Here is a 20,277-nt window from a genome sequence, read left to right as displayed (position 1 = left end):
TGTGCAGTCCATGGCTGCATCATCCGTTGCCGTTCATGAGTACGCCAATGCCCTCATCCTGGTTAGCCCTGCTGCGCCGTCGTCGCCTGAGCCTGATGTTTATGGCCTGCCTGCTGGTATTGCTGCCGTTCGGCTGCGCCAAACTGGAGCAGACCGAACGCGAGCTGGTGTTTCGTATCGAGTCCGGCACCGCCCGCTGGTTCAGCGGCCTGCCGGCCGGCGTCGAGAGCGTGCAACTGCAATCCCCCGACCTCTTGGCCGATGAAAGCCTGCATGCCTGGTGGTGGCCGGCCGCCCGCAAGGATGCCCCGACGCTGCTCTACCTGCACGGCTCACGCTGGAACCTGACCGGCCAGCTGTTTCGCATCGAGCAGCTGCACGCCATGGGTTTCTCGGTATTGGCGGTGGACTACCGCGGTTTCGGCGAAAGCCGTGGCGCCCTGCCCTCCGAGCGCAGCGTCTACCAGGACGCCCTGATCGCCTGGCAACATCTGGTGCGCCTGCAGCCACAAGCGAACAAGCGCTTCATCTACGGCCACTCACTGGGCGGCGCCGTGGCCGTCAACCTGGCGCACGAACTGGCAAGTGAAGAGGAAGCCGCGCAAGCTGCCGGCCTGATCGTCGAATCGAGCTTTACCAACCTGGGCGATGTGGCGGCCGCGGTCACCAACACCTCGCTACCGGTGCGCTGGCTGCTGTCGCAAGAATTCGATTCGCTGGGCAAGATCGCTGAGGTCGGCATCCCGGTGCTGATCGCTCATGGCCGTGATGACCGCTACGTACCGTCGCGCTTCAGCGAGGCGCTATTCGATGCGGCCAACGAACCCAAACAGCTGCTGCTGATCGACGGCGCCAACCACAACAACAGCCTGCGCATGGCCGGTAATAGCTATCGGCAAGCGCTGCAAGCGCTGGGACTCGAACTCAACTGATGGCCTGGGCCACCTCAGGACTTGAATTGCTGTACATAGAGCTCCTCGACCTTGCTCCGCGCCCAGGGCGTCTTGCGCAGAAAGGTCAGGCTCGATTTGATGCTCGGCTCGTGCTTGAAACAGCGCACATCGACCTGACGGGCCAACCCCTCCCAACCGATGCTGTCCACCAGAGCGGTGAGAATCGCCTGCAGGGTCAGGCCGTGGAGCGGGTCGTTGCTGGTCATGAAAGCATCCGTCGAAAAGTGGTGGGCATATCTTAGAGCCCCAACAACAAAAAAGGCGATGACTGCCAAGCAGTCATCGCCTTCAGGTCAAGCCAGCAGGGTTACGCCGACTTGTATTCGCTCTCGGCCTTGTCGAAGCGATTCAGCATCGACTGGCTCGGGCCGTTGCCGATACGGCTGAAGATCACGATGGCCAGGGTGGCGAGGATGAAGCCTGGAATGATCTCGTACAGACCCAGACCGATCCAGTTCTTCCACACGATCACGGTGGCCGCACCGACCAGCATACCGGCCAGGGCGCCGTTACGGGTCATGCCCTTCCACAGCAGCGAGAGAATCACCACCGGACCGAACGCCGCGCCGAAACCGGCCCAGGCATAGGACACCAGACCCAGAACGCGGTTATCCGGATTGGCCGCCAGGGCGATGGCGATCAGTGCGACCAGCAGCACCATGCCACGACCGACCCAGACCAGCTCGGTCTGCGAAGCACCCTTGCGCAGGAAGGCCTTGTAGAAGTCCTCGGTCAGGGCACTGGAGCACACCAGCAGCTGGCAGCTCAGGGTGCTCATCACTGCGGCCAGAATGGCGGACAGCAGGATACCGGCGATCCACGGGTTGAACAGCAGCTTGGCCAGCTCGATGAACACACGCTCCGGGTTCTCGCCTACCGGGCCGGCGACTTCCGGGTGTGCCGCGAAGTAGGCAATACCGAAGAAGCCAACGGCAACGGCACCAGCCAGGGTCAGGATCATCCAGGTCATGGAGATGCGGCGGGCAGCCGGGATCGACTTGACCGAATCGGCGGCCATGAAGCGCGCCAGGATATGCGGCTGGCCGAAGTAGCCCAGGCCCCAGGCCATCAACGAGATCACGCCAACGAAGGTGGCGCCCTTGAGCATGTCGAAGTTGGTGGCGTCGACCGCCTCGATGGCGACCATGGCCGGATCGAAACCGCCGGTGGCGATCATCACCACGACCGGGGTGAGAATCAGCGCGAAAATCATCAGCGTGGCCTGCACGGTGTCGGTCCAGCTCACCGCCAGGAAACCACCGATGAAGGTGTAGGCGATGGTCGCCGCAGCACCCGCCCACAGCGCGGTCTCGTAGGACATGCCAAAGGTGCTCTCGAACAGACGGGCGCCGGCCACAACGCCAGAGGCGCAGTAGATGGTGAAGAACACCAGGATCACCAGCGCCGAGAAGATGCGCAGGATGCGGCTGTTGTCTTCGAAACGGTTGGTGAAGTAGTCCGGCAGAGTCAGGGCGTTGCCGTTGTGCTCGGTCTGCACACGCAGGCGGCCGGCGACGAACAGCCAGTTGAGGTAGGCGCCGATCACCAGGCCGATGGCGATCCAGCTTTCGGAGATGCCGGCGACGAAGATCGCGCCTGGCAGGCCCATGAGCAGCCAGCCACTCATGTCGGAGGCGCCAGCGGACAACGCGGTAACGAAGCTACCGAGGCTGCGGCCACCAAGGATGTAGTCGGAAAGGTTCTTGGTACGCAGATAGGCGATCAGGCCGATCAGCACCATGGCTGCGATGTACACCACGAAGGTGACGAGCATTGGAGTACTAGCTGTCATTGGGGGGCTCCCCTCTCGTTTGTTGTTCTCGGGCACTGTGCCCTGATTGGCAAAGTGCACCCGTTTTTGCGGATGCGGGCTCCGGTCTCTCTTCCTCGTCACACCGACATCGGATGGCACGATCAGGGGCAGATACCGGCGCGGTGAAATCTCCACCACCTCGTCACTGCATCGGCAAGTACCTGGGCACTTTCCCTGACCTCCCTGGCTTACGCCCGCGGCCACCGAATCGCGTTACCACCACGTTTCGACTGCAAGAACCTCTCTTATCGGTCTAGCCCAGCAATGCTGGTCTGACCAATCCATGCAGACAAAAACGGTCGTAACGAAAGTGAAGGGCGGAATTTAGTGGCAGAGGCGAGCGAGCTTCTTGCTGAAAGCTCTGGAGTTTTTGCAGAAATCTCCGACTTGGGGAACTTCCGGCAAACAGCTGTTTCGGCCTGCCGAGCATAATCTGATCACTCGATCAGCCGTTGCCGGCCTGACGAAAAGGCAGATAACTGCGCGCCTCTTCAGCGTAAACCCGCACGCCAGAGCGCTCCTGCTCAAGAAACTCGACAACCGCGGCATGCAGTCCCGGGTGGCAAAGATAATGCCACGAGTGGGTAATCACCGGCTCGAAACCCCGGATCAGCTTGTGCTCACCCTGAGCCCCCGCATCGAAGCGCTGCAACCCTTCGTCGATGGCCAATTCCATGCCCTGATAGAAGCAGGTTTCGAAATGCAGCCGATCAAACTCGGCCAGACAGCCCCAGTAGCGGCCATAGAAGGTGTCGCCATCGACCAGGCTGAAAGCCATGGCCAGCGGACGACCATGCTCGATAGCGAAGACCACACGAATCATCTCGGGCATGCGCTCAGCCAGCAGGCTGAAGAAATCCCGCGTCAGATAAGGCGCCTGGCCGCGCACATGGTAGGTATTGGCGTAGCAGTGGTAGACGAAATCCCAGTCGGCCTCGCTCAACTCATGCCCCAGGCGTCTGTCGAATTCGATGCCCTGCGCCGCTACCTGTTCGCGTTCCTTGCGCATCTGCTTGCGCTTGCGCGAACTCAGCGTATCGAGAAAGTCCTGAAAATCACGGTAACCGCGGTTGTGCCAGTGGAACTGGCAACCGAGGCGTTCCAGCCAGCCCTGTCGCTGCGTCATCAGCGCATCACAGGTCGGGCTGGTGAAGTTGATATGCAGACTCGACAGCCCTTGTGCAGGCAACTCTGCCGTGAGGGCGTCAAGCAGTTGCCCGACTGCCTGGGCATCACCCAGCAAGCGAGCCCCAGTGACCGGCGAGAAAGGCACGGCGCCCAGCAGCTTGGGGTAGTAGCCGATGCCGGCACGCCGACAGGCATCGGCCCAGGCGTGATCGAACACGTATTCGCCATAGGAGTGCAGCTTCAGATAAGCCGGCAACGCTGCGTGCACCTCGCCCTGCTCATCGCACCACAGTCGGTGCGACGGCTGCCAGCCTGTGCGCCCGCCAACGCTGCCGCTGTCCTCCAGCGCTGAGAGGAAGGCATGTCGCAGGAACGGCTGTTGCTGCGGCAACAGAGCATCCCAGGCCTCTGCTGACACTGCGTGAAGGGAGTCGATGATGGTGACGGACATGAGCTGAGTTCCAGAAGCCAGACTGCAATATATCTCTAACAATGCACCCGCAATATGAGAAGGCCAACCCTTATAACTTTGAGCTCTGTAAAGGAGTTACCCATGCAAAAGTCCCTTCTCGCCCTCGGAATCGCCTTACTGCTCGGCAGCGGTACTGCCATCGCCCAGCAGTCGATCATTCATCCTTTTCACGCGAGCCAGGCAGAAGACGCACCGAACAACGTACACATGGCGGTGGAAATTCCAGCAGGCAGCTTCACCAAATACGAGATCAACGAAGAAGGCCTGGTTTTCGTCGACCGCTTCCAGTCCATGCCTGTTGTCTACCCTGCCAACTATGGTTCGCTGTCTCGCACGCTGGGTGGCGACAACGACCCGCTGGACGGCCTGGTGCTAACTCGCGAGCCTCTTCATCCAGGCGTCCTCATCAAGTTCCGTCCGATCGGCTATCTGAAGATGATCGACGGCGGTGAAGCGGATGAGAAGATCATTGGCGTGCCCAGCAGCGATATCGATCCGACTTACGACAACATCAAGGACATCGATGACCTGCCCTTGATCGAGCGCCAGCGCATCGAGGCCTTTTTCCGCGTTTACAAGCAACTGCCAGAAGGCCGCAAGAAAGTCGAACTCAATGGCTATGGCAACGCCGCCGAAGCCCGCCAGATGATTCAGAAGGCCCTCGACAACTACAAGAAGAACAACTGAGTAACCGCGAAAAAGGCCCGGCCAAGTGCTGGGCCTTTTCAATTACAGCCTTCAACTTTTCCCGGCCAGAGCCTTCTTGTAGCTGGTGGCATAGTTCAGCTTGCGACCGGCTACTTTGTTCAGCTCCTTGCGATCCATCGACGAATAACCACCCAGCTCACGGGCCTTGAAGCCACTGTTGCCGACTTCGTCTTCCGGCGCGAGCGCCACCATCTTCTTCGCAGCCGCTTCGACCGCATCGCGGTAATCGCCACGGTCGCTCAAGTCATAGCCATCCAGCGGCAGCACCGAGCGCAACCAGTTGCCCCAGTAGAATTCCAGGAACTCCGGGGCCACTTCGCCGGAGCGTGGCTTGTCGTAGCCCACCTCACGGGTGAAGTACACCAGTGCGCGATAGGGGTCGTTAGCCAAGTGCTGCAAGCCGAGTTGACTCGGTATCTGCTGGGGGTCGATGACCTGACCGTTGCCGTCCTTGAGCCAGACCTTGCGCGCCTGCGCCATGCGCTGCCAGAAGCTAGCCATGTCCGTGCTGTCACTGAAATTGTCGGTCACCCGCACCCACATGTTGAGGTTTTCGCCGCCCTTGGGGTGCTCCAACAACACAGTGAAGGTGTGATGACCATCGGTCAGGAACAACCTGCCCTCGGGACCGATGACCACAGTTTTCATCTCGCTGCCACGAGCACCGACCTTGTCCTGGCAGGTGAAGCTCTCCGGTTTATGCAGGTCGGCGTCACCCGGCACATTGGCACTCTCGCCCTGCCCGTTGGCCTCGCAGTATTCGTCGAACAGCTTGTTGCGCTCCTGTGCAAAGCGGCCGAGCTTGTAGTAGATCTGGTCGTAACCGACCGCGGACTGGGTCGGATGCAATGCCTGCAGCGGCACCTGAAGCAGCTCGCCGGGCTTGGCTGCACTGTAATCCTGAGCCAGGGTGGCCGAACTCAGCCCTAACGCAACCAGTAGCAAGGTGATTTGACGCATCGAAGAATCTCCAAAGGATTTGGCGATAAAAAAGCCCCGCCAGTGGCGGGGCTCAATCAGGAGCAACGGATGAAGGTGTTACTTAGAACACGTACTGCAGGCGACCTACGATGGCCTTGCCGTCATCCTGCACGCTCTTGCCACCGACCTGGTTGGAGGTGTTGATGTTGTCCACCTGGTAATCGACGTAGTTCAGACTGGTGCGCACGGACGGGGTAACAAAGTAGTTCACACCCACCACCATGGCCTTGGTCTCGAACTCGTCGTTGACGTCGTCAGCGACGATACCGGCCAGACCCAGGTTGCCCGGAATGGCACCGGCATCGGAGTCGATGGTGGTGCTCTCGTAACGAGCGAAGATTTCCCAGGAGCCTTTCATGTTGTCCGGCTTGTCCCACTTGCCATCAGCAGCCTTGTACTGGCGCACGCCATTGAACATGTAGGAAACCTGGGCGTAGTAGCCGCTGAGGTCGACATCGGACTTGGCACCGGCCAGGTTTTCGCCGCTAATCTGACGCTGGAAGTATTCGGCCTGAGCACGGAAGGCACCGAACTGAGCACCGGACTCCAGCACCCATTCAACATCCTTGTCAGCCACGCGCACGTCGCCGAAGGTCAGGCGGAAATCGTTGTCGCTACGGATACCCATGCGGGTACGAGCGCGGGCACGGTTATCGTCGGACTCGCTGTTGTGATAGTTGGCAGCAAGGTGAATGACGTCGGTGCCATTGAGGTAAGGCGCCCAGTGGGCACGCAAGGTGTAACCGTACAGCTCGTCGTTGTCTTCGCTCTTGTAGTTGTTGTCACCTTCGTAGGTGGCAACCTGAGCCATCAGGCCGTAGTTATCGCCGGAGTGCTTGAAGTTGACGCCGAACTGGGTGTCTTCGTCGCCGTTCAGAAAGTCGTACATGAACGGACGCTCGATGGCGGTGATCCACGAGGAGCTGGTGGAGTTCTCCAGACCGTAGTCGACACCAAACCGGCCGACGGTGAAGGTGCCGATATCCAGCCCGGTGTAGGCGATGAAGGCACGGTCGACGCTGGTGTCATCACCTTCGTCGTAGCTCAGGCGCAGACCCCAGTCCCAATCGCTGTAGGCAGTGCCTTCCAGACCAAACTCACCGCGACGGATGAAGGTGTTGAAGGTATCGTCGAACGGCTTGTTCTGATCGGCAGCCATCAGGCCATCGAACTGAGTGGCATCCCACTGCAGCTTGCCGCTCAGCTTGAAGCTGAAGGCCTTGTCGGTGGTAGCGACTTCCAGGCCGCCTTTGGTCTTGATCACGAGGTCGGCGCCGTCAGTGCTGACGGTACCGGCGAAAGCCTGGGCGGAGACGGCCAGAGCCAGGGCGCTGGCTACGAAACCGGCGAAGTGCTTACGGATCATCGAGAAATTCCCCTGTTGGACTTTAAGTGTTGAAAACACCCGAGCGAGTGGCTCGTTCGTGCTGGGGGAATCTTGGCGAGGGCTTATTTCAGAGCAGTTGCCGATATATAAAGATTTGATGACAGCGGAACTTTTTACTTCCACTGCTTATAAGCAGGTCAGGAGGAATGCAGCCGCGGCCCCAGCAGGATGATGGTGGCGCCAACCACGCACAGTGCCGCACCCAACCAGTCGCTGAGCATTGGCCGGGTCTTTTCGATCAGCGCCAGCCACACCAGTGAAGCGACGATGTACACGCCTCCGTAGGCGGCATAGGCACGGCCGGCAAAGGATGCCTCGACGCGAGTCAGAATCAGGGCAAAGAACGCGAGGCTCAACAGTCCCGGCAGCACCCACCAGACACTGCGATCCAGCCGCAGCCACATCCAGAAGGCATAGCAGCCAGCGATCTCGAACAGAGCCGCCAGCAGAAACCATAGGTAGTTGATCATCCTCGCTCCCTAACCGCGCAAGGCGCCCTCACGCTCCCAGGCGCAGCGCACGCGTAGTGCGCCCTCCTGCGGGCTGTGGAAGCCGCTGTCGGACTCCCAACGGAAGGTGTGTATACCGCCCAGTTCGGTTTCCAGATGAACCACGGCACTGGCCCAATACAGGCGTTTGAGCAACGCCTCGAAGGCTTCGATCCACAGGTTCCACTCATATTCCACCGCGCAGTAGCTGGCGCCGAAGTGGATCACCTGAGTTTGATAGAGGCCTGCACCGGGCAGATCGCAGAACGAGAACATCTCGCGGCCAAGAAAGGGCCAGAGATCACCCGATGGTAATTCGGCCAGCACGCCGTGATTGGTTTCACGGCGTAGACGACGCTGCTCGGGGTCATCCGAGGGCCAGTCGCGGATGCAGCCATAGACGATGGATTCGGACTCCACACCGGCACTCCTGAAAAAGCAGAAAGCCTTCTAACACAGCACGCCAGGGCAAGAAAGGAACTGGCACGAAATCTTCTAACCGGCCGCTGAAAACCGCAGGCGAAGACTGCGTGGATGCAGGAGGCCAAAGCCTGGGTAGTATTTCAACAGTCTGCTAGCGCGACTGGCGACGGTTTCGCCCCAGCAACCAGGCCACCAGCGTCATCACCAGCGCCAACGCAGTGAGCACCGCGAACGGCAGGCGGTAGCTGCCAGACAGGTCGCGCGCCAAGCCGGTGAGAATCGGCGTCAGACAACCCAGGCTGTAGCCGGTGAACAGCATCATCGCCGTCCAGCGGCTGACCGCCAATGGCGAGCCGGCTTCGTACAGCGGCAGCACCAGCGACAGGGCGAAGGAGCCGCCCAGCGAAAAGCCCAGAATCACCGCCCACAATTCGGGAACGAAACGCGGCACAAAGGTGACCATCGCCAGGCAACCGCAGGTAATCGCGCCACAGGCTAGTAGCAGTGGATAACGTGCGTTGTAGCGCTGCGCCAGCCAGGGCAGCAGGAACGAGCTGGGCAGCCCCATGAGCATGGCCAGACTGAGCAACGAGTTACTGCGCAGCATGCTCAGCCCGGCTTCGTGATAGCGCGCCACGGCCCAGGTCGCGATGGCATAGAACAAGCCCGCCTGAATGGCGAAGAAGCAGCTGATCAACCAGGCGCGCGGCTGCCGCCAGGGCAAGCCACCGCTTTCCTGCTCGTCAGCAGCGCCCACCTGATTGGGCAGCCACAGCCAGAGCATGACCCCGAGCAACGCTGGTGTCGCCCAGACCGCCAGGCCCAGGTGCCAGGCATCCCCAAACAGTGCGGTAGCCGGCGCAGTGAGCACCGCGCCACCGGCACCGCCGATGGCCATGCCCAGTGAGTACCAACCCACCACTCGGCCCATCTGGCTGGCGAAGTGACGCTTGATGAAACCCGACAGTAATGGCCCGGCGACCGCGATAGCGGCCCCCAAAGCAATGGCGCTGCCGATCAGTACCGCACTCTGATGCGCAGCCAGACGTGCCAGCAGCGCCAGGCCGATCAGCCCGAGGCAGAGCACGATGGTGCGTTCGAGCCCCCAACGCATTGCCAGACGCGGTGCCAGTGGCGCGAGCAGGCCCATGCACAGCACTGGCAAGGCGGTAGTCAGGCTGATGAAACTGCGGCTCAGCGAGAGCTCCGCAGCGATGCGCTCGATCAGCGGCGCGAGGGATGTGATGCCGGGGCGCAAATTGATCGCCGCCAGCACCAGGGCCACCAACAGCAGGGCCCGAGGGACTGGTTTCACGAGGTATCCGAGGTCATTACGGCAGGCAGGCCGGGGCGGCCACCCTACCCCTGCAGGCCACGCCAGGCAAGCCTGCAGGTGCAAATAACTGACCCAGCGGTCAGCTGGCAGGTTTGGCCTTGCCGCGCATTTTCTCGGCCATGCTGGCCATTTCGTCGTACAGCGCCTGCGGGTTCTTCTGCTTCAGCGCCCAGGCCATACGACCCATTTCGTGCGGCAGAATCAGGAAGCTGCCCTTGGCCACCTCATCATGGATGTAGTTGGCGATATCCGCCGCGCTGATCGGCGAGCTTTCCAGCAACTTGCCAACCTGCGCCTTCATCGCCGGCGTCGGGCCTCGGAAGGAATCCAGCAGATTAGTCTGGAAGAAGGATGGGCAGACCACATGCACGCCAATCTCCAACTGGCGCAGTTCCACCAGCAGGCTTTCCGACAGGGCTACCACGCCGGCCTTGGCCACGTTGTAGTTGCTCATGCCCGGTCCCTGCATCAGCGCCGCCATCGAAGCGATGTTGACGATCTTGCCCTTGCTCTGCTCCAGCAACGACAGGAACGCCTTACAACCCTTGACCACGCCCATCAGGTTGATCGAGATCTGCCAATCCCAGTCCTCCAGCGACAACTCGCTGAAGAAGCCGCCGGACGCGACACCAGCGTTATTGACGATGATGTCGATCCCGCCGAACTGCTCCTCGCAGGCCTGCGCCAGGGCGGTCAGCTGGCTGTAGTCGCGCACGTCGCAACGTCGGGTGAAACCATCGCCCCCGGCCTCGCGTACCAGCTTCAGGGTTTCCGCCAGGCCGGTTTCGTTGACATCGGCCAGCGCCAAGCGCCAGCCTTCGCGCGCCCAACGCAGGGCAATTTCGCGTCCCAGGCCGGAGCCCGCGCCAGTGATCATCATGCGGTTTTGCATAGCAGCCCTGCCTTCAGTGTTTGGTTGCAATGGCTGCCAGTGTAGCGAAGGACATAAAGGCCCAACGCCTTCATCAGACTTATGAATGAGCAGGGCAAATCACTGCTACGTGCGTTTAAACCGACGTATCAGCAGATAGGCGTAAACCGTGGCGTTGATCAGCAGGACGATCCCGCCCAGCCAAAGCTGGATCTGCGGCGTGAGCCCGGCCGGATAGATCAGCGGAATCAGGTAATGCTCGATGAAACCGCCTTCATAGCCGGCATCACCGGCCGGCTGCCGTAGCTGGTTTTCCCAGGGCGTCAGCGGACATAGCAGATGGAAGAACTCCACCGTCGCGCCCCACGCCACGGCCGGCAGGTGCAGCCAGAGCAAGCGCGGCCAGCGCAGCAGCAAAAGGCCTCCGAACAGCACGAAGAGAATGAAGCCCAGGTGGAGCACCACCAAAGCATCGGCAGCCAGGCGCCAACCCACGGTGCTCAGTCCACCACGAACAGGCGTGCGCCGGACGCCGTCGAGGAGCGGTGAGCCTCAGCACCATCCGCCACCTGATAGCTCATACCGGGCTTGAGCACGAATACCCGGCCATCCTCCAGTTCAGTGCTCAGCTCACCTTCCAGGCACAACAACACGTGGCCCTTGTGGCACCAGTGGTCGGCCAGGTAGCCCGCGGAATACTCGACCATGCGCACACGCAGCGAACCAAACTGGCAGGTGCGCCAGTGCGCCACCCCACGTTCGCCCGGATGCTCGGTCGCAGGTATCGCAGCCCAGTCCGTCACACCGAAGGGAATATCACTGATCTGCATGAACCGCCTCCATCTGAATAGAGCGCCACCTTATCGCAACCGCCCAAGGACCAAGTAAATAGATAAATACTCTAAAAACCTAGAGATCAATTCAAAACAACTATCAAAGCCATGCAAACGCCACATTTCCCGACTCGAACGGACAGGGCTAGCCTTTCATACAAGACGAAATGATTCTCAACGAGGTGCATCATGCTCAAGACCCTGACCTTCACCCTCATGCACTTCTGCATCGCCTTCGGCGTCACCTACGCCCTGACCGGCAGTGTCGCAGCCAGTGGCCTGGTGGCGGCCATCGAGCCTCTGTGCAACTCCGTGGGTTTCTACTTCCACGAGAAGGTCTGGCAGCGTTTCGAGCGTCGTCAACAGCCCACGACAGAACGCCCCAAGCATGCGTGGCTGCATCATCACGCCTGATTGAAAAAGCCTGTGGTCAATCGGGCGCGCGCATCTCTTATTACAGCTACGCATGTTTCCCTGAGATAAGGCAGGATAGTCTGGCACTTTGCCCCGCTTGCTGCTGTCATAAGCCAGCTGTTCAATCCAGACGTTCTCTTATTCAAAGGGACTTAATACATGCCCAGCCTTGCCCGACTCGCCGCCTTGCTCGGCGGCCTGGTCTTCTGTGCCTCCGCGATGGCCGCCGATGTGGATGCGGAAAGCTATGGCTATCCACTGGCCAACCCGTTCGAGGCGACCATCGCGACCACGCCGCCGGAGCTGCGCCCCGAATTGCCGGCCGATGGCGACATCAGACAAAGCGACTACTCGGTGCGTCTGCGCCCGGACCGTGAGTTCGAGCTGCTGGACAACTTCTGGCCAGTGACCAAGCTGCGCTATCGCCTGGCCCAGCAAAACGGACGTGCGCCGCTGATCTTCATCATTTCCGGCACCGGTGCGCACTATGCCAGCGGCACTACCGAGTACCTGAAGAAGCTGTTCTACGGCGCTGGCTTCCACGTCGTCCAGCTGTCGTCACCGACCAGCTACGACTTCATGGCCGCCGCCTCGCGCTCGGCCACACCAGGCTACAGCCCGGACGACGCCGACGATCTGTACCGCGCCATGCAAGCCGTGCGTGCCCAGCATCCGAAGCTGGAAGTCAGCGAGTTCCTGCTGACCGGCTACAGCCTGGGCGCGCTGCATGCCGCCTTCGTCAGCCAGCTGGATGAAACCCGCCGCGCCTTCGACTTCAAACGCGTGCTGCTGCTCAACCCGCCAGTCAACCTCTACACCTCCATCAGCAATCTGGACAAACTGGTGCAGACCAAGGTGCAGGGCATCGACAACAGCACCAACTTCTACGACCTGGTGCTGGGCAAGCTGACCCGCTACTTCAACGACAAGGGCTATCTGGACATCAACGAGGCCATGCTCTACGACTTCCAGCAGTCCAAGGAAAAGCTTTCCAATGAGCAGATGGCGATGCTGATCGGCACTTCATTCCGCTTCTCGTCTGCCGACATCGTATTCACCTCGGACCTGCTCAACCGCCGCGGCCTGATCACCCCGCGCGACTACCACATCACCGAGAGCACCAGCCTCACACCCTTCTTCCAGATGGCCCTGCGCTGCGACTTCGACTGCTACATCGCCGAGCAACTGATGCCCATGTGGCGCGCTCGTTATGACGGCGGCAGCCTCAACCAGTTGATCGAAAAGAGCAGCCTGTATGCACTGGAGGATTACCTCAAAGGCAGCGACAAGATCGCCGTGATGCACAACGCCGACGACCTGATCCTCGGCCAGGGCGACATCGGCTTCCTGCGCAGCACCTTTGGCGAGCGCCTGACCCTTTACCCGCGCGGCGGGCACTGCGGCAACCTCAACTATCGCGTCAACGCCGACGCCATGCTGGAGTTCTTCCGTGGTTAAGCACAGCACTCTCATCATCGCCCTGCTGCTGGCCAGCGGGCAGGCCCTGGCCGAGCACCAGGTAGACGCCGACGGCTTCACCAATCCACTGCAGCACCTGCAGTTCAACCCTGGTCTGGATCAGCAGGAATTCGAACGCGCTTCCAGTGACGCCCTGCAGGTCTATGACCCGCTGGAGTCGTGGAACCGCCGCGTCTATCACTTCAACTACCGCTTCGATCAGTGGGTGTTCCTGCCCGTGGTCGACGGCTACCGCTACGTCACGCCGAACCTGGTGCAGAGCGGCGTGCACAACTTCTTCAACAACCTGGGCGAGATTCCCACGCTGGCCAACAGCCTGCTGCAGCTCAAGGGCAAGCGGGCGATGAACAGCACGGCTCGCTTGCTGTTCAACACCATCATCGGGGTGGGCGGCGTCTGGGACCCGGCGACGATGATGGGTCTGCCGCGCTTGAGCGAAGACTTCGGCCAGACGCTGGGTTACTACGGCGTACCTGCCGGTCCGTACCTGATGCTGCCGCTGCTCGGTCCGTCGAACCTGCGCGACACCGGTGGCCTGGTGGCGGACTACAGCCTGGAAAACGCGGTCAACTACCTCGACGTGGCCGATGCCAGCCGCAGCAACCCCGGCATTACCGTGCTGCGTGTCGTCGACACCCGCGCCAATACCGGCTTCCGCTACGGCCAACTGAACTCGCCATTCGAGTACGAGAAGCTGCGCTTCTTCTACCACGAGTCGCGCAAGCTGAAGATCGCCGACTGACTCCTGGGAGATGCATCGAATTAATCGATGCATCTCCCAGAAATTTTCCAACCAAAGATCGATTCAATACGCATAGCATGGCGTCATTCCTACCACTCAAGGAGCCCGCCATGACCTCGCAACGCCGCGTCATCAGCATCCAGCCTGGCCAACCCGCTTCCGACGGCGCCGGTGTGCGCCTCAACCGCGTGATCGGTGGGCCTGGCCTGGAACGCTTCGATCCGTTCCTGATGCTCGACGAGTTCTCCACCGACAATCCCGACGACTACATCGCCGGTTTCCCGCCGCACCCGCACCGTGGTTTCGAGACCATTACCTACATGATCGAAGGGCGCATGCGCCATGAAGATCACCTGGGCAACGTCGGCCTACTCGGTAGCGGTGGCGTGCAATGGATGACCGCCGCGCGCGGCATCATCCACAGCGAGATGCCCGAGCAGGAGTCCGGCGCCATGCGCGGCTTCCAGCTGTGGCTCAACCTGCCGGCCAAGGACAAGTTGGGCGAAGCCGGTTATCGCGACATCCCGGCCAGCGAGATCCCGCGCATCAACACGGCGTCCGGCGTCGAGGTGGTGGTGATCGCCGGTGAATTCGATGACGGCGAGATTCGTCAGGCAGGCGCCGTGCAGCGTCCACACACCCAGCCTCAGCTCTTCGACCTGCACCTGCCGGCCGGCAGCCAGGTTTCACCGCGCCTGGCCGATGGTCAGCGGGTCATGCTCTACGTTTACGAGGGTTCGCTGGAGCTGCCTGGAGCCAACGCTCAAGCGGCCGGTGCCGGGCGCCTGGTACGCCTCTCCGACGAGGGTGAACTGCACCTGACCAGCGCCCAGGGCGCGCGAGTGCTGCTGATCGCCGGCACACCGCTGAATGAGCCCATCGTGCAATACGGGCCGTTCGTGATGAACAGCCGCGAGGAAATCGAGCAGGCCCTGCGTGATTTTCGCGATGGTGTGCTGGCCTGAAGCACTGCCGAGCAAACTGTAGGGTGCGCCGCACGCGTCGCCAGCCATTGAGAGAACACGCAGCGCAGCCTACCAAATCGCGAACACGGCGGTTCAGGCAGGCTGCGCCACTTCGGCCAGCCCGAGAAAGCGACAGAGGTCGGCCTTGCGCGTCATCGCATCCTGATAGCCCAGTTCGATCAGCTCACTGCAATAGCCGGGCTCGAACAGCAGGTAGCTGAGCACGCCCGCACCACCGGCCTTGGTCGCGCCTGGGCCACGCAGGAACAGGCGCAATGCCCGGGGCAGCTCGCGCTGATGGCGTGCGGCGATCTGATCCAGCGGCTGGCTTGGGGCGATCACCAGCACGTCCACCGGGTTCAAGCCCAACCCGCGCGGGCGCGACTCCGGCGGCACCAATGCGCTCATCTGGTTGAGCCGTTCGAGCAGTTCGATATCGGTTTCCAGGTTGTCGATAAAGGTGCTGTTGAGCATGTGCCCGCCAATCTGCGCCAGGCTTGGCGGTCGGTTGGCCGGGCTGACCGGTACCGGCACAGACGTACTGCTGTGTGCGTTGCCACTGACCCCGATCACCAGTACGCGACTGGCACCCAGATGCAGTGCCGGGCTGATCGGCGCGGCCTGACGTACTGCGCCGTCACCGAAATATTCGCGGTTGATCTTCACCGGCGGAAAGATCAGCGGGATCGACGCGCTGGCCAGTAGGTGTTCGAGTTGCAACCGCGTCGGCACACCGACACGGCGGTGGCGAAACCAGGGGTCGATGGTGGCGCGGCCCTGATAGAAGGTCATCGCCTGGCCGCTTTCGTAACCGAAAGCGGTCACCGCCACCGCGCGCAACTGGCGATGGCGTACCGCCGCCGCGATACCGGAAAAATCCAGTTCACGCGCCAGCAGCTCACGTAGCGGCGAGCTGTCGAGCAACGCCACCGGAGCATCGCGCCCCAGGCCGAGCAGGCTGTGGCCAACGAAACGTGCCGCCTGGCGCAGCACCCCAGGCCAGTCGCTGCGATACACCATGTGGGTATGAAAGCCCTGCCAGACCGAGGTCAGGCGCCGCACCGCTTCGCCGAACTGCAGCGCACCACAAGCCAGGCTGACGGCGTTGATCGCCCCGGCCGAGGTACCGACGATAACCGGAAAGGGATTGTGCGACGTATCCGGTAGCAGATCGGCGATGGCTGACAGTACACCCACCTGATAGGCCGCCCGCGCCCCACCACCAGAGAGGATCAACCCAGTTACGGGCGCATCGGGACGGGCAATCACGGTCATCGGGCGATCCTGTTTTTCGTTGCAGTATAGATGCGCTATGTGCGCGCTCCGTAGAGCTTCGCTTCGCCTTCGGGGCGCGTCTTGAAGCGACGGTGAGCCCACAGGTACTGCTCGGGGCAGGCGCTGATCACCTGTTCGATCCACTGGTTGATACGCAGGCAATCGGCTTCTTCACTCTCGCCCGGGAAACCTGCGAGCGGCGGATGGATCACCAGACGATAACCGCTGCCATCAGCCAGGCGCTGCTGGGTGAAGGGCACTACGCGCGCCTTGCCCAGACGAGCGAACTTGGTGGTAGCAGTGACCGTCGCCGCCTGGATGCCGAACAACGGCACGAAGATGCTCTGCTTGCGGCCGTAGTCCTGATCCGGCGCATACCAGATCGCGCGACCGGCACGCAGTACTTTGAGCATGGCGCGAATGTCCTCGCGCTCGATGGCGCTGGCATCGAGGTTGTGGCGCTCGCGGCCACGGCGCTGGATATAGTCGAACAACGGGTTATCGTGCTCGCGGTACATACCGTCGATGGTGTGCAACTGACCGAGCAGCGCGGCGCCGATCTCCAGGGTGGTGAAGTGCACCGCCATGAGGATCACGCCCTGTCCCTCGGCTTGCGCCTGCTGCAGGTGCTCGAGGCCTTCTACATGTGCCAACCGCGCCAGCCGCGCCTTGGGCCACCACCAGCTCATGGCCATTTCGAAGAAGGCGATACCGGTGGAGGCGAAGTTCTCCTTGAGCAGACGCTCGCGCTCGGCGGCGCTCTTGCCGGGAAAGCACAGCTCCAGGTTGCGCGTGGCGATCTGCCGACGCGAGCTGGCCGTGTGGTACATCAGCCAGCCCAGCGCCCGCCCCAGCTTCAGCTGCATGCCATAAGGCAACTGCACCACCAGCCACAGCAGCCCAAGGCCCAGCCACAGCGGCCAGAAGCGCGGATAAAGAAAACAGGCGCGAAAGCGGGGGCGATCCATGAGGCGTTTCCGATCACTTACAAAGCCGCGCATTCTAACGCAGTTTTCCCGGCCGGCTCGGTGGCATCGCTGCCAGCACCACTGGTCACGACAGCGAATCGACAGCCGTGGCCTCTACCTCGCATCGCCCCGACCACTCTTCGCCGACGCGCGCGGCTTGCGGCATGCGGGCTATGTCGTTATAAGTCCGGGCATCTTTCGACTCGCCAGAAGGCCCATCGCATCACCATGAGCCAAGCCGACCTCCTCGCCCAAGACCCCGTGTTCCAGCTCAAGGGCAGCATGCTCGCCATCACCGTGATGGAACTGGCGCACAACGATCTCGAACGCCTCGACGCGCAACTGACGGAAAAAGTCGCCCAGGCCCCGGCCTTCTTCAGCAACACGCCGCTGGTGCTGGCCCTGGACAAACTACCGGAAGGCGAAGGCGAACTGGACCTGGCCGAACTGATGGCCGTCTGCCGCCGCCACGGCTTGCGCACCCTGGCCATCCGCGCCTCGCGGGAAAGTGACATCGCTGCCGCCGAAGCCATGGATCTGCCAGTACTGCCACCGTCCGGCGCACGCGAGCGCCCCATCGATCCGGTACCGAAGAAAGTCGAAGAAAAACCGGCCGAACCGGAGCACAAGCCCAGCCGCATCGTCACCACACCGGTACGCGGCGGCCAGCAGATTTATGCCCAGGGTGGCGATCTGATCGTACTGGCGCCGGTCAGCGCTGGGGCGGAACTTCTCGCCGATGGCAACATCCATGTTTACGCGCCCATGCGTGGCCGTGCTCTGGCTGGCATCAAAGGCAACACCAAGGCACGGATTTTTTGTCAGCAAATGGGCGCCGAAATGTTGTCGATTGCCGGCCATTACAAGGTCGCCGAAGACCTGCGACGCGACCCGCTGTGGGGCGACGCGATACAGGTCAGCCTGTCGGGTGACGTGTTGAACATCACCCGCCTTTAACGGATACTGCGGCCACTTTTTACGGACATAAAAAAGGCATCCGGAAGCCTCGATTGGCTGATGGATTCCCGCGTTTTTTTCATTTTTTAGGGTGAATCACCTTGGCCAAGATCCTCGTAGTCACTTCCGGCAAAGGTGGCGTCGGTAAAACCACCACCAGCGCTGCCATCGGTACCGGCCTCGCCCTGCGCGGCCACAAGACCGTCATCGTCGACTTCGACGTCGGCCTGCGTAACCTCGACCTGATCATGGGCTGCGAACGCCGCGTGGTGTACGACTTCGTCAACGTCGTCAACGGCGAAGCCACCCTGACCCAGGCCCTGATCAAGGACAAGCGCCTCGAGAACCTCTACGTGCTGGCCGCCAGCCAGACCCGTGACAAGGACGCCCTGACTCTGGAAGGCGTCGAGAAGGTGATCAGCGAGCTGTCGCAGAATTTCGAATACGTGGTCTGCGATTCGCCGGCCGGTATCGAGAAGGGTGCGCACTTGGCAATGTATTTCGCCGACGAAGCCATCGTCGTGACCAACCCGGAAGTGTCCTCGGTACGTGACTCCGACCGTATGCTCGGCCTGCTGGCGAGCAAATCGCGACGCGCCGAGAAAGGCGAAGAGCCAATCAAGGAGCACCTGCTGCTGACCCGTTACAACCCCGAGCGCGTCACCAAGGGCGAGATGCTCGGCGTCGAAGACGTCGAGGAAATCCTCGCCATCCGCCTGCTCGGCGTGATCCCCGAATCCCAGGCCGTGCTCAAGGCATCCAACCAGGGTATCCCGGTCATCCTCGATGACCAGAGCGATGCCGGCCAGGCTTACAGCGACGCAGTCGATCGACTGCTGGGCAAGGAAGTTGCGCACCGCTTCCTGGATGTGAAGAAGCAGGGCTTCCTGCAGCGCCTGTTTGGAGGTCGAGAATGAATATTTTTGACTTCTTGCGTTCGCGCAAGAAGGAAACCACAGCCTCCATCGCCAAAGAGCGCCTGCAGATCATCGTTGCCCACGAACGCGGCCAGCGTACTCAGCCTGACTACCTGCCTGCCCTACAGCAGGAGTTGGTGGAAGTGATCCGCAAGTACGTCAACATCGACTCCGACCAGGTACAGGTCGCCCTGGAAAACCAGGGCAGTTGCTCGATCCTGGAGCTGAATATCACTCTGCCGGATCGTTGATCGAGACTGGCAGCGCTCACGGCGGCTTCGGCCGCCGTGTTCGTTTGTAGCAACACGCACCTGTAGGAGCGGATTCATCCGCGAAGCTTCTACAGGCCAACAGCATCGCGGATAAATCCGCTCCTACACCAGCCCACACACCATGCCGCTAAGCCAGATCGAAATGCTCCACCAGGACGCCGCCCTGTTGGTGATCAACAAGCCCACCCTGCTGCTGTCGGTGCCGGGCCGCGCCGATGACAACAAGGATTGCCTGGTCACCCGCCTGCAGGAAAACGGCTACCCTGAAGCGCGCATCGTGCATCGGCTGGACTGGGAAACCTCCGGCATCATCGTCCTGGCCCGCGATGCCGACAGCCACCGCGAGCTGTCGCGCCAGTTCCACGACCGCGAGACCGAGAAGGCCTACACCGCCCTGTGCTGGGGCCAGCCGCAGGCCGACAGCGGCAGCATCGACCTGCCGCTACGCTACGACCCGCCGACCAAACCACGCCACGTCGTCGATCATGAACTGGGCAAGCACGCGCTGACCCACTGGCGCATCGTCGAGCGCTGCGGCGACTGGTGCCGGGTCGAACTCACGCCCATCACCGGCCGTTCGCACCAACTGCGCGTGCACATGCTGTCCATCGGTCACCCGCTGCTGGGCGACCGCCTCTACGCCCACGAACAGGCCTTGGCCGCCCATGAGCGCCTGTGCCTGCACGCCAGCATGCTCGCCCTCACCCACCCGCAAACGGGCGAGCGCCTGCGCTTCGAGTGCCCGGCGCCGTTCTGACGACTCCCAGCCCTCATCTCCCGTAGGGTGCGCCGTGCGCACCAGCAAAGGCGGCGGGGCAATCTCAGACAACAAACGCGAAGCGGTGCGTACAGCGCACCCTACCCGCGGATAGCCTGAGACTATCGCCCCAAACAA

23 protein-coding genes are annotated in these 20,277 nt (G+C 61.6%); 10 read left to right on the top strand and 13 right to left on the bottom strand.

The window, feature by feature from the left end; genetic code table 11:
* Nucleotides 1-47 precede the first annotated feature (47 nt).
* Nucleotides 48-932, top strand: coding sequence for an alpha/beta hydrolase (locus BM059_RS13565; protein ID WP_074939266.1), 885 nt, complete (start codon nt 48-50; stop codon nt 930-932).
* A gap of 14 nt (nt 933-946) precedes the next feature.
* Here the strand turns inward: BM059_RS13565 and BM059_RS13560 are convergent, their stop codons facing one another.
* The 3 genes from BM059_RS13560 to BM059_RS13550 form a co-directional block, all read right to left on the bottom strand.
* Nucleotides 947-1,159, bottom strand: a complete 213-nt coding sequence (locus tag BM059_RS13560) for a VF530 family protein (protein ID WP_037003681.1) — start codon at nt 1,157-1,159, stop codon at nt 947-949.
* A gap of 101 nt (nt 1,160-1,260) precedes the next feature.
* Entirely contained in the window at nt 1,261-2,745 is a 1,485-nt protein-coding gene (putP, locus tag BM059_RS13555) for a sodium/proline symporter PutP (protein WP_122950765.1), read from the bottom strand.
* Between the two features lie 466 nt (nt 2,746-3,211).
* Entirely contained in the window at nt 3,212-4,345 is a 1,134-nt protein-coding gene (locus BM059_RS13550; RefSeq protein ID WP_074939264.1) for a GNAT family N-acetyltransferase, read from the bottom strand.
* Between the two features lie 102 nt (nt 4,346-4,447).
* On the opposite strand from BM059_RS13550, the gene BM059_RS13545 reads away from it, so the two are divergent.
* Nucleotides 4,448-5,053, top strand: a complete 606-nt coding sequence (locus BM059_RS13545; protein WP_037003675.1) for an inorganic diphosphatase — start codon at nt 4,448-4,450, stop codon at nt 5,051-5,053.
* A gap of 51 nt (nt 5,054-5,104) precedes the next feature.
* Here the strand turns inward: BM059_RS13545 and BM059_RS13540 are convergent, their stop codons facing one another.
* From BM059_RS13540 to BM059_RS13505, 8 genes are all read right to left on the bottom strand, one after another.
* Nucleotides 5,105-6,034, bottom strand: coding sequence for a ParB/Srx family N-terminal domain-containing protein (locus BM059_RS13540; RefSeq protein ID WP_074939262.1), 930 nt, complete (start codon nt 6,032-6,034; stop codon nt 5,105-5,107).
* A gap of 82 nt (nt 6,035-6,116) precedes the next feature.
* Complete coding sequence (locus BM059_RS13535; RefSeq protein ID WP_037003672.1) at nt 6,117-7,421, bottom strand: OprO/OprP family phosphate-selective porin; 1,305 nt, start codon at nt 7,419-7,421, stop codon at nt 6,117-6,119.
* 158 nt (nt 7,422-7,579) lie between these two features.
* Entirely contained in the window at nt 7,580-7,912 is a 333-nt protein-coding gene (locus BM059_RS13530; protein ID WP_037003671.1) for a YnfA family protein, read from the bottom strand.
* A gap of 9 nt (nt 7,913-7,921) precedes the next feature.
* Nucleotides 7,922-8,350: a hypothetical protein gene (locus tag BM059_RS13525; RefSeq protein ID WP_037003670.1), complete on the bottom strand. Its 429-nt coding sequence runs from the start codon at nt 8,348-8,350 to the stop codon at nt 7,922-7,924.
* 154 nt (nt 8,351-8,504) lie between these two features.
* Nucleotides 8,505-9,668 carry an MFS transporter gene (locus BM059_RS13520; RefSeq protein WP_074939260.1) on the bottom strand — a complete coding sequence of 388 codons (1,164 nt, stop codon included), beginning with the start codon at nt 9,666-9,668 and terminating at the stop codon, nt 8,505-8,507.
* A 100-nt stretch (nt 9,669-9,768) separates the two neighbouring features.
* Complete coding sequence (locus BM059_RS13515; RefSeq protein ID WP_074939258.1) at nt 9,769-10,581, bottom strand: SDR family oxidoreductase; 813 nt, start codon at nt 10,579-10,581, stop codon at nt 9,769-9,771.
* Between the two features lie 105 nt (nt 10,582-10,686).
* A complete protein-coding gene (locus tag BM059_RS13510; RefSeq protein ID WP_074939256.1) occupies nt 10,687-11,055 on the bottom strand; it encodes a DUF2784 domain-containing protein in 369 nt (122 codons plus the stop codon).
* A gap of 5 nt (nt 11,056-11,060) precedes the next feature.
* The gene (locus tag BM059_RS13505; protein WP_074939254.1) at nt 11,061-11,390 is read right to left on the bottom strand and encodes a DHCW motif cupin fold protein; all 330 of its coding nucleotides are present in this window, start codon (nt 11,388-11,390) and stop codon (nt 11,061-11,063) included.
* A 192-nt stretch (nt 11,391-11,582) separates the two neighbouring features.
* Here BM059_RS13505 and BM059_RS13500 point away from each other — a divergent pair, with 192 nt between their 5' ends.
* From BM059_RS13500 to BM059_RS13485, 4 genes are all read left to right on the top strand, one after another.
* Complete coding sequence (locus tag BM059_RS13500) at nt 11,583-11,807, top strand: DUF2061 domain-containing protein (protein WP_037003665.1); 225 nt, start codon at nt 11,583-11,585, stop codon at nt 11,805-11,807.
* Nucleotides 11,808-11,966: 159 nt separating this feature from the next.
* Complete coding sequence (locus BM059_RS13495; protein ID WP_037003664.1) at nt 11,967-13,265, top strand: alpha/beta fold hydrolase family protein; 1,299 nt, start codon at nt 11,967-11,969, stop codon at nt 13,263-13,265.
* The gene (locus BM059_RS13490; protein ID WP_037003663.1) at nt 13,258-14,028 is read left to right on the top strand and encodes an MlaA family lipoprotein; all 771 of its coding nucleotides are present in this window, start codon (nt 13,258-13,260) and stop codon (nt 14,026-14,028) included. Before BM059_RS13495 ends, BM059_RS13490 begins: the two co-directional genes overlap by 8 nt.
* 110 nt (nt 14,029-14,138) lie before the next feature.
* Nucleotides 14,139-14,993: a pirin family protein gene (locus tag BM059_RS13485; RefSeq protein ID WP_074939252.1), complete on the top strand. Its 855-nt coding sequence runs from the start codon at nt 14,139-14,141 to the stop codon at nt 14,991-14,993.
* Nucleotides 14,994-15,086: 93 nt separating this feature from the next.
* Here the strand turns inward: BM059_RS13485 and BM059_RS13480 are convergent, their stop codons facing one another.
* The gene (locus BM059_RS13480) at nt 15,087-16,268 is read right to left on the bottom strand and encodes a patatin-like phospholipase family protein (RefSeq protein ID WP_074939250.1); all 1,182 of its coding nucleotides are present in this window, start codon (nt 16,266-16,268) and stop codon (nt 15,087-15,089) included.
* Between the two features lie 35 nt (nt 16,269-16,303).
* Nucleotides 16,304-17,236: a lipid A biosynthesis lauroyl acyltransferase gene (locus BM059_RS13475; protein ID WP_074939249.1), complete on the bottom strand. Its 933-nt coding sequence runs from the start codon at nt 17,234-17,236 to the stop codon at nt 16,304-16,306.
* A 228-nt stretch (nt 17,237-17,464) separates the two neighbouring features.
* Here BM059_RS13475 and minC point away from each other — a divergent pair, with 228 nt between their 5' ends.
* The 4 genes from minC (at nt 17,465) to BM059_RS13455 (ending at nt 20,139) form a co-directional block, all read left to right on the top strand.
* Nucleotides 17,465-18,193 carry a septum site-determining protein MinC gene (minC, locus tag BM059_RS13470; protein ID WP_074939247.1) on the top strand — a complete coding sequence of 243 codons (729 nt, stop codon included), beginning with the start codon at nt 17,465-17,467 and terminating at the stop codon, nt 18,191-18,193.
* A gap of 101 nt (nt 18,194-18,294) precedes the next feature.
* Nucleotides 18,295-19,110, top strand: coding sequence for a septum site-determining protein MinD (minD, locus tag BM059_RS13465; RefSeq protein WP_037003648.1), 816 nt, complete (start codon nt 18,295-18,297; stop codon nt 19,108-19,110).
* The gene (gene minE, locus BM059_RS13460; RefSeq protein ID WP_004423407.1) at nt 19,107-19,361 is read left to right on the top strand and encodes a cell division topological specificity factor MinE; all 255 of its coding nucleotides are present in this window, start codon (nt 19,107-19,109) and stop codon (nt 19,359-19,361) included. Before minD ends, minE begins: the two co-directional genes overlap by 4 nt.
* 142 nt (nt 19,362-19,503) lie before the next feature.
* Nucleotides 19,504-20,139, top strand: coding sequence for an RluA family pseudouridine synthase (locus BM059_RS13455; RefSeq protein WP_074939245.1), 636 nt, complete (start codon nt 19,504-19,506; stop codon nt 20,137-20,139).
* Nucleotides 20,140-20,277: the final 138 nt, after the last annotated feature.

The sequence above is a fragment of the Ectopseudomonas composti genome (assembly GCF_900115475.1).
GTDB lineage: Bacteria > Pseudomonadota > Gammaproteobacteria > Pseudomonadales > Pseudomonadaceae > Aquipseudomonas > Aquipseudomonas composti.
The sequence above is the reverse complement of the archived record's forward strand: the minus strand, read 5'-3'. Positions and strand labels throughout refer to the sequence as shown.